This window comes from Amycolatopsis sp. lyj-112 (genome assembly GCF_046549055.1).
Taxonomy (GTDB): domain Bacteria; phylum Actinomycetota; class Actinomycetes; order Mycobacteriales; family Pseudonocardiaceae; genus Amycolatopsis.
Window position 1 is genome coordinate 573388 of sequence record NZ_JAJPWS010000002.1, and the last position, 13971, is coordinate 587358.

Sequence of the window (13971 nt, forward strand, 5' to 3'; positions counted from 1 at the left end):
CGTTTCGTCCTCTGGATGCGGTCGTTGGTAACGCGAACTACCGCATTCAGAGGACTAAACGCGGGCCGGGTCAGGCGGCGAAGTGTTCGAGCAGCAGGACTTGAGCCTCACCGACGGCGAAGCCCAAGCCGGCGCCGGTCGCGATCAGGATCCATTCGTCCTGCTGGAACGCCGGCCGCAGCAGACCTTCGAACTCGCGCGGCGACAGCTCCTTCATCTTGGTCACCAGCACGTTCCGGATGTCCATCGCGTCGTTGGCGTAGTCCTCGATGTACCGCATGGTCTCCGGCAGCTTGTCCATGATCTTCTCGGCGATGTTCAGCTTCATGTCCTGATACCGTCTGCTGCCGACGGCGAACACCACCAGCGGTTTCCCGACGCCGACGCGGCGCCCGAGCTGCTCGTCGAGCTGGCGCTGGATCAGCCCGAGGACCCGGTCGGACAGCGGCCCGTGCAGTACCGCCTCGATCACGTTGTGCGGGGTGATGATCTCCTGGGCGATCAATCCGCCGTACGCCTCCGCGACCTCGCTGCGCCGCTTCAGGAACAGCCCTTGCCAGCGCACACCGAAGTACCGGCGCTCTTCGAGCGGGTAGAAGATCATCCGCAGTGCGAGCCAGTCGGTGAACCAGCCGGTGAAGAGCCCGAACAGCGGCATCATCAGCGGGAACTTGAACAGCACCCACGCGATCATCTGGATGACGCCGATCAGCCCGCCGAAGAAGATGCCGGACCGGGCGATGAACTTGAACTCCTTGTCGCCCGCCTCCTGGAAGATCCGGTTCAGCAGCCGCTTGTCCTTGACCAGGGCGGTGACCACCATGCCCTTGAGGTCGAACACACTGTCCACATCGGACTTGATCAGCTCCAGCACGGCCGCGACCATCTTCGGCGTCTCGGCCTGGACGCGCTGGATCACCAGCCGCTGCACCCGCACCGGCAGCGATTCCCACAGTCCCGGCTGGTAGTGCCCGGCGACGTCGCGGACGATCTCCTCGACGGCGGCCTGGAGCGGCTTTTCGATCTCCTTGGCGATTCTCTGCGGATCGAGCCGGGCGACGACCTCGGCCGGTTTGATCAGCTGCTCGGTCATCGTGTCGCAGGCGATGCTCGCCATCCGCGCGGCCCGTTTGGGCACGATGCCCTGCCAGCCGAGGAACGGTTTGATGCCGACGAACTCGACCGGCTGGAACATCATCCGGATCGCGACGAGCTTGGTGGTGTACCCGATCAGCGCGGCGACGATCGGGATGGAGACGTAGAGCGGCCAGTGCCGGGCGAAATCGGCGAGGATCCCGTCGAGGAAGGCACCCATGCCCGGGTTCAGCCGATGCTCGGGTCGCAGGCCTGCCAGAACTGGGCGCCGAGCCGGGAAATGTGGACGGTGCGTTTGACGAACTTGGCCCGTTTGACCGACTTCTCCGCCTCACGGACGACCTCGTCGGTCAGCAGGATTTCGTACTGCGTCTCCAGCGCGGGCACCTCTTCGTCCAGCTCGACCAGGCCGAGCCCGATCAGCCGCGTGAGGTACCCGGGCACCTGGTCCGGCAGCGACACCCCGGCCGCCTTGCCGACGGTGGAAGCGTTGCGCAGCACGAACCGTCCGGCCCCGCCGAGGTTGGTCCGCTCGGCGACGTCGACCGCGGGGAACGGCGAGCCGTCCGAAAGCGCGGAAAGGATGCGGGCCTCGTCCGGCGTCAGCTGCCGCAGGATGATCGCGTAGAGGTACTCGCGGGCGCGCTCGCGGCCGAAGCCGATGGAGTGGTTGAGCAGCTCGGCCATCGCGGCGCGCAGCGGCTCTAGCTGGCTGCGTGTGTGCACGAGGGTGACGGTCGCTTCGATCGGGCGCGAGCCGTTGGCGTCGGGCCGGTTCATCGCGGACGCGGCGGTCAGCGCGGCGTGATACGGGTCGTCGACCTCGTCGAGACGGCGGCGCAGTTCCGTCAGCAACTGCCGCTCGCCCTGCTTGAGAACCTGCTCGGCGATGTCGACGCCGGGCAGCTTGCGCGTGAATTCGAAGCCCGTGCGGGCGGCCCAGCCCGCCAGCTGCCCCGCGCGTTTGGCGAAAGCGGCCAGGTCGTCACCGGCGGGTCGATCGTTGCTCACGGGCACTCCCCTCGCGTTCGCGCTGATGCTACCTGCGAGTAGGCCGAATGGCCGAAATTGTGATCGACGTGGGTGTTTGGATGGAGCCATGAGCTTCACGCGCTGGGGTCCGCCGATCGACGTCCTCCCGCTGTTCGCGCGGGAGGAGCAGGCCTTGCTGGACGTGCTCACCGGTCTCGACGCGAGCCAGTGGGCCGCGCCGACGGTGTGCACGGGCTGGACGGTGCACGATCTCGCCGCCCACATCCTGGGCGACAAGCTCGGCAGGCTGTCCCGCGACCGCGACGGCTACCGCACGACGTCGCCGCGTGAGGGTGAGCCGTTCGCGAAGTTCCTCGACCGGATCAACGACGAATGGGTGGTGGCGTGCCGGCGGCTGTCCCCCGAAGTGCTGTTCGCGATGCTGGTCGACTCCACCGCGCAGCTCGCCGAGATGTGGGGCCGCGCCGACCTCGACGCCCTCGGCGATCCGGTGAGCTGGGCGGGGGACGAACCGGCGCCGGTGTGGCTCGACGTCGCCCGCGAGTACACCGAGTTCTGGGTGCACCAGCAGCAGATCCGCGAGGCCGTGGGGGCGCGGCCGCTCGACGAGCCGGAGTTCCGCGGGCCGGTGGTCGACATCTTCCTGCGGGCGCTGCCGCACACCTTGCGCGACGTCGGAACGCGGACGGGCAGGCAGGTGGCCTACACGGTGACCGGGCCGGGCGGCGGGAAATGGACGGCTCAGCGCACCGCGGACGGCTGGGTGATCGACCGCTCCGCGCCGACGTCCCGCTCACCGTTGGCTTCGGTGACGACGGACGCGGACACCTTCTGGCGGCTGTGCACCCGGAACCCGGTGGACCGGGACCGGGTCACCGCCAAGGGGGACGAAAACGTTTGCGCCACCCTGCTCGGGATGACGTCGATCATCGTGAGCTAGCGCAGCAGATGACGCGACTTGGCCTGTTTGCGCAGCTGCAGGATCCGGGCACCGCCGACGAGCGCGACCACCGCGCCGCCGGCGATCACGGAGAACAGCATCGCGACGGCGAGCGGCATGCTGCCGGACATGCCCAGGAAGTGCACGGTGGCCGTGTCCTGGTTCTGCAGGATGAAGACGAGCAGGAAGACCAGCACGACCAACGCCACGATGACGGCGATCCAGGTCCCGCTCACCCGCGTGCGTTTGAGCTTCGGGACGGCGTCGAACTTACCGCTGTGGCGCGCGCCGCCAGCGGTTTCGGGCGGCTTGACGGGCTCGACCGGAACCTCGGCGGCACCCTCCTGCGGCTGAGTCATGCTGGACAGTGTCCGCCGAAGTCGGCTTGATCGCGCCCTCAAGCGTCCGAACGGGTGACCTCGTCCGCCGCGCGGAGCACGCGCAAGGTGTTCTGGCCGGCGAGCTTCGCGCAATCCGCCTCGCTCCAGCCACGCTCCAGCAGCGCGGCGAACAGGACCGGGTACTTCGAAACGTCTTCCAGACCGACTGGCAGCGTCGCGACGCCGTCGTAGTCGCCGCCGAGTCCGAGGTGGTCGACACCGGCCACTTCGCGCGCGTGCTCGATGTGCGCGACGACGTCGTCGATGCTCGCCTTCGGCTTCTCGGGGCCGCCCCGCGACGCGGTGAACTTCGTGCGCAGGTCGAGGTTCCGGTAGTCCTCACCCGCCGCGTCCATGTCCTGGCGCAGCTGGTCGTCCCACTCCGCGACGCGCGGCGAGATGAAGCCCGGTACGAAGGTCACCATCGCGACGCCGCCCCTGGCCGCCAGGGTTTCCAGGACGTCGTCGGGGATGTTGCGGGGGTGGTCGTTGACCGCGACGCACGAGGAGTGGCTGAAGATCACCGGCGCGGAACTGACTTCCAGCGCGTCGCGCATCGTGCTCGGCGCGACATGCGAGAGGTCGACCAGCATGCCGATCTTGTTCATCTCGCGGACGACGTCGCGGCCGAAGCCGGTGAGCCCGCCGTGCGTGGCCTCGTCGGTGCCGGAGTCGGCCCAGGTGGTGTTGTAGTTGTGCGTCAGCGTCATGTAGCGGACGCCGAGACGGCGCAGAATCCTCAGCACGCCCAGGGATTCGGCGATGCTGTGCCCGCCTTCGGCACCCAGCAGCGAGGCGATCTTGCCGTCGCGGAACGCGGCTTCGGCTTCGTCGGCGGTGTCCACGAGGGCCAGGCGATCGGGGTAGCGCTCGGCCATCTGGTGCACGATCTCGATCTGTTCGAGGACCGCCGTGACCGCGCTGTGCCCCTCGAACTGACAAGGCACGTAAACGGACCAGAACTGCATCCCGAGCCTGCCCTCGGCGAGCTTCGGGAAATCGGTGTGCAGATGTGCCTGGCGGACGGTGAGATCGGTGCCCGCCACGGCCTCGACCGGATCCGGTCCGGTCGTGACCCGCAGTTCCCAGGGCAGGTCGTTGTGTCCGTCCGCGAGGATCACGGATTCGAGCAGTGCCTGGGCGCGAGCTAATTCCCCGTTGGTCATCGGACGATGGTACGTTCGTCTACTTTGCTCTCCCTGACTACTGGGTAAGCCACTGCGTGGCCGCGACCAAACCGTTGCCTGTCACGGTATGTCCGCCCGGATGGCGATGTGCGACGACGTCGGCGGAACGCTCACGCAACGCCCGGACAAGGGTTTCCGCCGACGCGAGCGGCGCCATCGGATCGTGTTCACCATTCGACAGAAACACTCGCGTACCGGACAAATCATGCTGTGGCGGCGAAGGAACGGGCGACATCGCCGCGAACAGCACGGCTTCTCGGACGGCGTCCGGGCGGAGCAACGTCACCGCGGCGGCGATGTTGGCACCGTTGGAAAATCCTACAGCGACGAGACGTCTGTCCTCGATTCCGTAGTCTTTCCGGGCCGCCACCACGAAATCGGCAAGTTCCTCGGCACGGAAGACGACGTCCTCGTGATCGAAAACGCCCTCGGCGAGACGCCGGAACCACCGTGCCGCACCGTGTTCGGACACCGGCCCGGCCGGCGCGAGCAGCGCCGAGGCCGGGCTCAGCTCACGCGCGAGCGGGACCAGATCGTCCGGCCCACCGCCGGTGCCGTGCAGGAGCAGCAGCACCGGCGCTTCCGGTGAACCTTCGACATACTTGTGGTCAAAGGAGTTCATCGTGATCCCGGGTTGTTCTCGCTCGGGAGGTCCAGCTTCGGCAGCATCGCCTCGATGTCCTCGCGCTTCGGTTCCAGCCACGGCGGGAGTTTCAGCGCGCGGCCGAGTTCCAGCAGCGGTTCGTCGATCGCGAATCCGGGTTCGTCGGTCGCGACCTCGAGCAGAGTGCCGCCCGGCTCACGGAAGTAGATCGACCGGAAGTACTGACGGTCCAAAATGGACGTCACGTTGACACCGTCGTCGATCAGCTCGTCGCGCCAAGCGGCCTGCGTCGGCTCATCCGGCGCGCGCCAGGCGACGTGGTGGACGGTGCCCGAAGCCACCAGCCCGCGCGGCGCGTCCGGCGTCACCAGGACGTCGACCAGCGCGCCCGGACCACCTTCACCGGCGGAGAACCGCAGACGGTTGCCTTCCTGGTGCACGAAGCTCAGGCCGAGCCCATCGGTCAGCATCCCGGCCGTCGCGTCCTCTTTGGACACTGACAGCGTGACGGAGTGCAGGCCGCGGATCGCGTTCTCGGCGGGGACGAGTTCCGTGTCCCACGGGTCACGCGGGTCGCCCTGCGGATGCGCGACGAGCGCGATCTTCAGGCCGTCCGGGTCGTTGAAGGTGAGCGTCTCTTCGCCGTCGGAGTTCCGGACCCGGCCGGTCTCGACGCCGCTCTCGGCGAGGTGCTGTTTCCACCAGCCGAGCGAGGTTTCGGGCACGGAGAACGACGTGGTGGTCGCCTGCCCGGTGCCGTGGCGGCCGGCGGGCGCGTCCTTCCACGGGAAGAACGTCATCAGCGAGCCGGGCTTGCCGGACTGGTCGCCGTAGTAGAGGTGATACGTGCCGGGGTCGTCGAAGTTCACGGTGGTCTTCACCAGCCGCAGGCCGAGGGCCCGGGTGTAGAAGTCCGCGTTGCGCTGGGGATCGCCACCGATGGCGGTGACGTGGTGCAGGCCGGAGGTCTTGATCGACATGGTGCCCCTCCTCTGGAAGCCGGTAAAAGCAAGCTAACCCGATAACCTCTCGCGCGCAAGATATATTCCTGGAAGAGTTTTCGGTGTAGGCTCGCCCGCGTGACAGCCGAACCGAAGGACGACGAAGTGGTCACGTGGTGGGGCCTGGTGATCGAGGGCTACCTGGCCACGCAGAACAAGCTGATGGGCGAGATCGCCGACCGGTTCGGCCTGGCGCCGGCGTCGTTCGACATCCTCCTGCGGCTCGTCCGCTCGCCGGAGCACCGGATGCCGATGACACGCCTGGCCGTCGAGGCGGCACTGTCCAGCGGCGGTTTCACCAAGGTCGCGGACAGGCTGGTGGCCGCCGACCTGATCTGCCGCGTCCCCAGCCCGGACGACCGCCGCGTCACGTTCGCCGCCCTCACCGAGCACGGCCTCGACGTCGCCCAGCAGGCACGGGAGGCGTGTGCGGAGATCCTGCGCCGGATCGTGCTGGCTCCGCTGGGTGACGACGCGCCCGCGCTGGCGGAGGCCATGCGGACCCTGCGCACGGCCAACGGCGACTCCTCGGGTCGTGAGTGATTCGGGTCGTTAGAACGACCCAAATCACTCACGAGCGGGGTGTCAGGGCGGGGTCGGGGTGGTAGGCCTCCACCTGGTACATGTCCCGCACCAGTTCGCGGATGACGTTGCGCCGGATCTTCCCGGTCGCCGTCTTGGGCAGTTCGCCCAGCTCGACGATCCCGCGCGGCCGCTTGAACGACGCCAGCCCGGCCCGGCAGAATTCGATGAGCTCGTCCGCGTCGAGCCGGTGGTCGGGCATGCCGACCACGCAGGCGACCGGTTTCTCGATGCCGTCGGCGTCGAAGGCGGCCACGACGGCCACCTCGGCGACCGCCGGGTGCTGCAGCAGCCGCTCTTCGACCTCGGCCGGGGACACCCAGATCCCACCGGGTTTCAGCATGTCGTTGAACCGGCCGAGACAGGTGTAGCTGCCGTCGGGATTGCGCACGAAACTGTCGCCCGTACGCAGCCATTCGCCCTGGAAGACCAGCTTCGTCGTCTCGTAGCGCGCCCAGTAGCCGTTCGCGATCGAGGGCCCGGACACGTACAGCTCGCCGGGCTGCCCGTCCGGCACGGGAGCGCCGTGCTCGTCGCGCAGATCGACGCCGTACCCGGGCACCGGCACCCCGGTGGTGCCCGGACGGACCTGACGCGGGCGGTTGGACAGGAAGATGTGCAGCGCCTCGGTCGACCCGATGCCGTCGAGGATCTCGACGCCGAAACGCTCGCGGAACCGTTCGTACAGCACGGCGGGCAGCGGTTCCCCGGCAGAAACGGCTTGGCGCACCGAGGCGAACGTGTCGTCCGGGATGTCGCTGGCGAGCAGCGCCGCGTAGAACGTCGGGACGGCGAAGAAGAGGGTGGGCCGTTCGGCCTTGGCCCTGGCGGCGATCAGCCCCGGGGTCGGCCGGGCCGGTTCGAGCAGCGCCGTCCCGCCCGCCGCGAGCGGGAAGAACGCCGAATTCCCCAAGCCGTAAGCGAAGAACAGCTTCGGGATGGAAAGGAACCGGTCGCTCGGCCCGGTGTCCAGCACGCCGCGCGCATACGTCTCGCAGACCGCGCGGATGCCGCCGTGCCGGTGCATCGCGCCTTTCGGCTTTCCCGTCGTCCCCGAGGTGTAGAGCCAGAGCGCGGGTGAGTCCTCCCAGGTCGGCGCCGCCTCGAAACCTCGGTCGTCCACTGTGGACAGATCGTTCCAGTCGTGCACCCGGACCCCGGCCGGCAGTTCCACCGCCGTCGCCCGGTCGAGCACGACGTCGGTGACCTCCGGCGCCAGTCCCAGCGCGATCGTCGCCTGCGCGGCGAACTCGCCGGAAACGCACAGCACCCTGGCCCGCGAATCGGCCAGCACCTTGCCCAGGTCCATCCCGGTGACCATCGTGGACACCGGGACCGCGACGGCGCCGGCCAGCATCGCGCCCAGGATCCCGGTGAGCAGCTCGACGTCGTCGACCATGCAGAACAGGACCCGTTCCTCCGGGCGAACACCGATCGCCCTCAGCCCGGCCGCGACCCGTCGGGTCTCGGCGGAAAGACCGGCGTAGGTGAGGCTGCGCCGGGGAGAAACGACCGCTTCCTTCGCTCCGCGCCCTTCCGCCAAATGCCTGTCGAGCAGGTAACTCGCCGCATTGAACCCGGCAGCTGTCGTAGCGGTCACGGGCGCACCTTCTATCGGCTCAGCTCAGGTAAACGTATTCGTAGTCGAACGGCTTTCCATTGATGCCCTGGCGCGGCGGGGCCACCCAGCTCGCGATCTTTCCTCGCTCGTACACCGGGTGCATCAGCGATCGGACGAAAGTCAGGTCTTCGGGAGTGGGCAGCCACTTGCGTTTGCCGGCCAGCCAGGTCCGCTCGTCGACAACCGTGCCGTCGGGCGTCACATGGTGGCCGGAGTTTATGCCGACTTCGCGATTGAAACCAGGGTGCGGGAGGACGAATCGGAAGTCGATACCGGCCTCGTCCAGAATCTTGTTCCAGCGGTTGACCCCGGTCTGGCAGTCGGCCCGGTACTCCTCCCGGAGGTCGAGATTGAGCAGCAGGATGGCCTGCAGTTCCTCGGTCTCCCAGGTACCATCCGGCCGCGGCCGGACCAGCGACGCGGCGGCGTCGGTGAGCTTGTGGTCGTCCTTGCGGCGGGTCTCCTGCCAGCGGCCTTTGAGCCCGGCGGTGTAGTAGTTCGCCGCGTTGGTGGAGGTCTCGCTGCCGAACAGGTCGAGTGAGACCGTGTAGTGGAAGTTGAGGTAGCGCTGGATGAGTTCCAGCGGGATCCCGCCGTGCCCGGCGATGTCGAAGGTGTCGTGCTCGCGGACCAGTTCGGCACTGCGGGTGACCACGCGGTCGACCCCCGTGGTGCCGACGAACATGTGGTGCGCCTCTTCCTTGAGCATGAATTCACAAGTGCGGGAAAGCGGGTCGAAGCCGCTTTCCTTGAGCGTGCCGAGCTGATATTTGCCATCACGATCGGTGAAATAGGTGAACATGTAGAACGCGAGCCAATCCGCGGTCTCCTCGTTGAACGCGCCGAGGATGCGCGGGGCATCCGGACTTCCGGAATTCCGGAGCAGCAATCCTTCCGCCTCGTCCCGGCCTTCCCGGCCGAAGTAGGCGTGCAGCAGGTAGACCATCGCCCAGAGATGACGGCCTTCCTCGACGTTGACCTGGAAGAGGTTCCGGAGGTCGTACAGGCTCGGCGCGGTCAGCCCGAGCAGTTTCTGCTGTTCGACCGACGCGGGTTCGGTGTCACCCTGGATGACGATCAGCCGCTGCAGATCGGCGCGGTATTCGCCGGGGACCTGCTGCCATACCTGCTCACCCTTGTGCTCACCGAAGGAGATGACGCGGTCCGGGTCCCGCTCCGCGAGGAAGATCCCCCACCGGTAGTCGGGCACGTTGACGTGGTCGAAATGCGCCCAGCCGTCCCGGCCGACGCTGGTCGCGGTGCGCAGGTACACCCCGTGGGTCTGCAGTGTGGGGCCCATTTCGCCCCACCAGTTCAGGAACTTCGGTTGCCATCCCTCCAGCGCCCGCTGGAGCCGCCGATTCCCGGAGAGGTCGACGTTGTTGGGGATCTTGGCGTCGTAGTCGATCTTGGTGGGCATGGTTCAGACCCGCTTCCTGTCGAAGACGGCCTTCTGGCCAGTACCGTATCGACGCAAGGCGCCGTCGGGGCCGGATGCGTTCGGACGGGTGAAGATCCAGTTCTGCCAAGCGGCCAACCGGCCGAAGATCTTGCTTTCCACCGTTTCCGGGCCGACGAACCGGTGATTCGCCTCCATCGCGGTCAGCGCGTCGGGGCTGAGCGAGGCCCGCCCTTCCAGCGCGATCCGGATCTCGTCCTCCCAGTCGAGGTCGTCCGGGGCGTCGGTGACCAGGCCGAGTTCGTTCACCTCTCCCGGGCTCAGCGGTTTGCCGCGTACTTCCGCGAGCCTCGGGACGTGGTCCGGGTCGCCGTAGAAGCGGGATTCGAGGCGGGACAGGCCGTTGCCCATCGGGAAACGGCCGAAGTTGGCCTCGGACAACGTGATCGAAGCTCGTTCTTCGCTGTCTTCGTCGCTGATCGGGGGGCCGTCCAAGATGTACTGACGGTCCGCGGCGAGGGCGAGTTCCAGGAGGAGTCCGGCGAAGCAACTGCCGGGCTCGATGAGCGCGATGAGACTGCGGCTGGTGACGTCGAGCCGTTTGAGCGTCCGCTTGTAGTAATGGACGATTTCGTTGCTCAGGCAGTCTTTCGCGTCGAGGACGGCGCGTTCGTGTTCGAGAACCTTCGCGGGATCGCCCTCGGTGCGGATCACCCACGTCCCGAGTTCGGGTTCGTTGGTGCGTAAGCGAAGGATCGCGTCGTCCAGTTCGCGGGTGAAGTCCAGCAGCCAGCCGTCGTCGTCCTCCGGCCCCTTGATGGTGATGGTCGCTTCGGTGGCGCCCAGCGCGATGTCGACATAGCGATGCGTCAACGGGGCCAGTTCGACGCCTTCGCCGTCGAGCCGCTCGCTCGTCCGGGCGAGCTCCCTGGCCCTGGCCAGCACGGCTTCGCGGAATCCCTGCCGGGGCACGAGTTCGTCGACGAGGCGCCAGTCGACGGCGGTCCGCCCCTTCACGCCGTCCGATCGGGTGGCGAAGACGTCGGCGAGATCCCGCCGCACCCCGCGTTTGTCGACCAGCCGGGTGAGCCCGCCGGTGCCGGGGAGGACACCGAGGAGCGGGACCTCCGGCAGCGCGACGGTCGAGGAGTTGTCGTCGACCAGCAGGATCTTTTCGCAGGCGAGCGCGATCTCGTAGCCGCCGCCCGCGCAGGTGCCGTTGACCGCCGCGACGTAGATCTGGCCGGAGTTCGCGGTGGCGTCCTCCATCGCGTTGCGGGTCTCATTGGTGAATTTGCAGAAGTTCACCTTCCACCCGTGCGAGGACGAGGCCAGCATCCGGATGTTCGCGCCGGCGCAGAAGACGTTGTCCTTCGCGCTGGTCACGATGACCACGCGGACCTCGGGATGCTCGAACCGCAGGCGTTGCGTGGCGTCGTACAGCTCGATGTCGACGCCGAGGTCGTACGAGTTGAGTTTGAGCTCGTAACCCGGAACGAGACCCCCGTCGGCGTCGACGTCGAGTTCCAGCCATGCGACGTCGCCGTCGATGGCCAGTTTCCAGTGCCGGTAGCCGCTGGGATGACGTTCGAACGTCACCGGTGTGGTCCGCGTCACCCCACCGATTGTCTACATCTTGATGACTACCGTCAATGTTGTGTAGAAAGTTGGTCAGGCACGTTCACCCGGTTGAGCTTCGTCGCCGCCCACGTCACGAAGACCCACAGCAGCAGCGCGGCCGCCGTGTCGGTGTAGATCGTGGCGAACCAGAACGCCGGGATCTGCGGGACGGCGACCAGGAAATGGCCGAGACTCGCGAGCCCGGACAACGAGAAGACCATCAGGAACGCAAGCGCCCGCCAGTAGCGTCCGCGCAGGTAGTCGCGGTAGCCGAGCAGGCCGAACGTGGTGAACAGGACGTAGGCGACGACGACCAAGGCGGCGGCGACGCCGACCGGGATCCCCTCGACCTGCGGATAGTCCGCCGCCCTGATCACGTTGTGCGCGTAGTGCAGCGTGGTCGACAACAGCGTGAAAGCCAGGACCAGCCGCAGCGCGGTGAGCCCCCTGTCTCGCAGAGCTTCCATGTTCGCCCCCTTGCGATTAGATAGATCGCTCTAGCGAGAGGAAGCGTAGCGCAAGTAGTCCTCTAGTTGCGATAGTTCGTGCCCCCGACTACCGCAACTAGAGGACTACTTGCGAGGTCGGGGAGGGCATCGGCCGGAAACTGTCGGTGGGGGCGCGTAGAGAAAGAGGAGTGCCCGAAGCGCCGGTGCCCCTGATCGGGGTCGAGAACCTGAAGATGCCCGAGTGGGCCGTGGTCGACGAGACCGTGGCCGATGCCGGGATGGTCAAGGCCATCCGCGCGTTGCCCTCCGCCGTCGCCATCGTGCTGCGGCTCGCCTGGCGGACGTCGGCGCGGCTGACCCTGCTGGCCGGGGTCGTCCACGTGCTCTCCGGCTGTGTCACGGCCTTCGGGCTGCTCGCTACGGCCAACGTGTTCACCGCCCTGCTGGAGAACGGCCCGACCCCGGACAGGGTGCTGGATTCGCTGCCCGCGCTGGCCGTCGTCACCGGCACCTACGCCTTGCGCGCCCTGCTCGACACGGCCGTCGCGGCGGTCGAGGGGACGCTCCGGCCGCGGATCGTCACCGCGGCGGGCGACGAGGTCACCGCCGCCATGGTCCGGGTCCGGTTGCTGGCTTTCGAGGACGCCGATTTCCGGGAACTGGCCAGGCAGGGCGCGCGCTACGGCGTCCGCGCCATCGAGATGAGCCTGCGCTGGATCGCGGATCTGACGTCGGCGCTGATCTCGCTGCTCGCCGCTCTCGTCGCGGCGGGCCTGCTCAACCCGTGGCTCGCGCCGGTGCTGCTGCTCGCCGCCGCGGCCGACGGCTGGGCGGCGGCCAAGGTCGCCCGGCTCAACTACCGGCATTTCCTCGACACCGTCGGCCGGAACATCCGGAAGTCGATCGTCGAAGAGGTCGCCACCTGGCGTTCGTTCGCGCTCGAACGGCACGCGCTCACCCTGCAGGAACCGCTGCTGACCGAGTACTCGCGGATCACCGAAAGCCTGATGCGCGAAGAGGTCCGGCTCGCGCATCGCAGCAACCTGGTCCGGCTGACCGGCCGCGCCGCGGCCGGGGTCGGCACCGCGATCGCCTACTTCGTGCTGGGGTTCCTGCTCTACAACGGGCAGATGGAACTCGCCCTCGCCGGGACGGCCGTGCTCGCCATGCGGACGGCGTCGAATTCGCTGTCCATCACGATGCACGCGGTGAACTCGCTCTACGAAGACTCGTTCTACGTCGCCTTCTTCCACCGGCTGCTCGTGGAGTCCCAGGCCAGGAGCCCGGCGAAGGGCGGGCTCATCGCGCCGCCGGATCCGGGCGAGATCCGGCTGGAGAACGTCTCCTTCACCTACCCCGGCCAGGAAACGCCCGCGGTGCGGGATGTTTCGCTGACCATCCGCCGCGGCGAGGTCATCGCGCTCGTCGGCGAGAACGGCTCCGGAAAGACCACCTTGGGCAAACTGCTCACCGGGCTGTACCCGCCGTCGGAGGGGAAGGTGTCCTGGGACGACGTCGATCTCGCGGACGCCGATCACGAGTCGGTGCACGCGAATATCGCCGTGATCGCCCAGGATCCCGCCGAATGGCCGATGACCGCCGAGCACAACGTGACCGTCGGCAGGCTCACCCGGGACGATCCGGCGCGGGCGGCGTGGCACGACGCGATCACCTCCTCCGGCGCCGACGAGGTGATCGAATCCTTGTCTGCCAAGGAGAAAACGGTGCTGTCCAAGAAGTTCAACGACGGGCAGGATCTCTCGGGCGGGCAGTGGCAGCGGATGGGGATCGCCCGCGGGATCTACCGTGACGCCGCCGTCCTCGTCGCCGACGAGCCGACGGCGGCACTCGACGCGAAGGCCGAGGCCCGCGTCTTCGCCGGGCTCCGGCACGCGAGCACGTCCGGAACGGGCAGGCGCACGACGATCCTGGTGACCCACCGGCTGGCCAACATCCGTTCCGCGGACCGGATCCTGGTGCTGGACAAGGGGCGGCTGATCGAGCAGGGCACGCACGGCGAACTCATCGGCGAAGGAGGTCTCTACCACGAGCTTTACGAAATCCAGGCTCGCGCATATCGCGGCGAGTAGTCACACTGTC

13 protein-coding genes are annotated in these 13971 nt (G+C 67.6%); 3 read left to right on the forward strand and 10 right to left on the reverse strand.

From position 1 onward, the window contains the following. Positions 1–70: 70 nt before the first annotated feature. Both ACLJRL_RS09510 and ACLJRL_RS09515 read right to left on the reverse strand, forming a co-directional pair. Positions 71–1315, reverse strand: a complete 1245-nt coding sequence (locus tag ACLJRL_RS09510; protein ID WP_410655707.1) for a DUF445 domain-containing protein — start codon at positions 1313–1315, stop codon at positions 71–73. 8 nt (positions 1316–1323) lie between these two features. After that, the gene (locus ACLJRL_RS09515) at positions 1324–2106 is read right to left on the reverse strand and encodes an Abi-alpha family protein (RefSeq protein ID WP_410655708.1); all 783 of its coding nucleotides are present in this window, start codon (positions 2104–2106) and stop codon (positions 1324–1326) included. An 88-nt stretch (positions 2107–2194) separates the two neighbouring features. On the opposite strand from ACLJRL_RS09515, the gene ACLJRL_RS09520 reads away from it, so the two are divergent. Further along, positions 2195–3028: a maleylpyruvate isomerase family mycothiol-dependent enzyme gene (locus ACLJRL_RS09520; RefSeq protein WP_410655709.1), complete on the forward strand. Its 834-nt coding sequence runs from the start codon at positions 2195–2197 to the stop codon at positions 3026–3028. Here ACLJRL_RS09520 and ACLJRL_RS09525 read toward each other — a convergent pair. The 4 genes from ACLJRL_RS09525 to ACLJRL_RS09540 are packed head-to-tail and all read right to left on the reverse strand — an operon-like array spanning position 3025 to position 6179. Beyond that, positions 3025–3387 (reverse strand): lipopolysaccharide assembly LapA domain-containing protein, encoded by a 363-nt coding sequence (locus ACLJRL_RS09525; protein WP_410655710.1) that lies wholly within the window; start codon positions 3385–3387, stop codon positions 3025–3027. The two genes, ACLJRL_RS09520 and ACLJRL_RS09525, sit on opposite strands and share 4 nt — an antisense overlap. 38 nt (positions 3388–3425) lie before the next feature. After that, positions 3426–4574, reverse strand: a complete 1149-nt coding sequence (locus ACLJRL_RS09530) for a dipeptidase (protein ID WP_410655711.1) — start codon at positions 4572–4574, stop codon at positions 3426–3428. A gap of 37 nt (positions 4575–4611) precedes the next feature. Next, on the reverse strand, positions 4612–5217 hold the full coding sequence (locus ACLJRL_RS09535) for an alpha/beta hydrolase (protein ID WP_410655712.1): 606 nt from the start codon (positions 5215–5217) through the stop codon (positions 4612–4614). Then, positions 5214–6179, reverse strand: a complete 966-nt coding sequence (locus ACLJRL_RS09540) for a ring-cleaving dioxygenase (RefSeq protein WP_410655713.1) — start codon at positions 6177–6179, stop codon at positions 5214–5216. The genes ACLJRL_RS09535 and ACLJRL_RS09540 overlap by 4 nt, the downstream gene beginning before the upstream one ends. A 99-nt stretch (positions 6180–6278) precedes the next feature. Between ACLJRL_RS09540 and ACLJRL_RS09545 the strand changes: the two genes are divergently transcribed. Next, positions 6279–6743, forward strand: a complete 465-nt coding sequence (locus ACLJRL_RS09545; RefSeq protein ID WP_410655714.1) for a MarR family winged helix-turn-helix transcriptional regulator — start codon at positions 6279–6281, stop codon at positions 6741–6743. A gap of 28 nt (positions 6744–6771) precedes the next feature. Here the strand turns inward: ACLJRL_RS09545 and ACLJRL_RS09550 are convergent, their stop codons facing one another. The 4 genes from ACLJRL_RS09550 to ACLJRL_RS09565 are packed head-to-tail and all read right to left on the reverse strand — an operon-like array spanning position 6772 to position 11889. Next, the gene (locus ACLJRL_RS09550) at positions 6772–8382 is read right to left on the reverse strand and encodes a benzoate-CoA ligase family protein (protein WP_410655715.1); all 1611 of its coding nucleotides are present in this window, start codon (positions 8380–8382) and stop codon (positions 6772–6774) included. 19 nt (positions 8383–8401) lie between these two features. Continuing rightward, positions 8402–9823, reverse strand: a complete 1422-nt coding sequence (gene boxB / locus ACLJRL_RS09555) for a benzoyl-CoA 2,3-epoxidase subunit BoxB (protein WP_410655716.1) — start codon at positions 9821–9823, stop codon at positions 8402–8404. A 3-nt stretch (positions 9824–9826) separates the two neighbouring features. Further along, a complete protein-coding gene (gene boxC / locus ACLJRL_RS09560; protein WP_410655717.1) occupies positions 9827–11419 on the reverse strand; it encodes a 2,3-epoxybenzoyl-CoA dihydrolase in 1593 nt (530 codons plus the stop codon). 32 nt (positions 11420–11451) lie between these two features. Continuing rightward, entirely contained in the window at positions 11452–11889 is a 438-nt protein-coding gene (locus ACLJRL_RS09565) for a hypothetical protein (RefSeq protein ID WP_410655718.1), read from the reverse strand. 170 nt (positions 11890–12059) lie between these two features. Between ACLJRL_RS09565 and ACLJRL_RS09570 the strand changes: the two genes are divergently transcribed. Next, the gene (locus tag ACLJRL_RS09570; protein WP_410655719.1) at positions 12060–13961 is read left to right on the forward strand and encodes an ABC transporter ATP-binding protein; all 1902 of its coding nucleotides are present in this window, start codon (positions 12060–12062) and stop codon (positions 13959–13961) included. Positions 13962–13971: the final 10 nt, after the last annotated feature.

Coding starts and splice junctions, on each gene's coding strand:
- boxB (WP_410655716.1), bottom strand. CDS start 9,823: ATGCCCACCAAGATCGACTACGACGCCAAGATCCCCAACAACGTCGAC.
- ACLJRL_RS09535 (WP_410655712.1), bottom strand. CDS start 5,217: ATGAACTCCTTTGACCACAAGTATGTCGAAGGTTCACCGGAAGCGCCG.
- ACLJRL_RS09565 (WP_410655718.1), bottom strand. CDS start 11,889: ATGGAAGCTCTGCGAGACAGGGGGCTCACCGCGCTGCGGCTGGTCCTG.
- ACLJRL_RS09525 (WP_410655710.1), bottom strand. CDS start 3,387: ATGACTCAGCCGCAGGAGGGTGCCGCCGAGGTTCCGGTCGAGCCCGTC.
- ACLJRL_RS09540 (WP_410655713.1), bottom strand. CDS start 6,179: ATGTCGATCAAGACCTCCGGCCTGCACCACGTCACCGCCATCGGTGGC.
- ACLJRL_RS09510 (WP_410655707.1), bottom strand. CDS start 1,315: ATGGGTGCCTTCCTCGACGGGATCCTCGCCGATTTCGCCCGGCACTGG.
- ACLJRL_RS09530 (WP_410655711.1), bottom strand. CDS start 4,574: ATGACCAACGGGGAATTAGCTCGCGCCCAGGCACTGCTCGAATCCGTG.
- ACLJRL_RS09520 (WP_410655709.1), top strand. CDS start 2,195: ATGAGCTTCACGCGCTGGGGTCCGCCGATCGACGTCCTCCCGCTGTTC.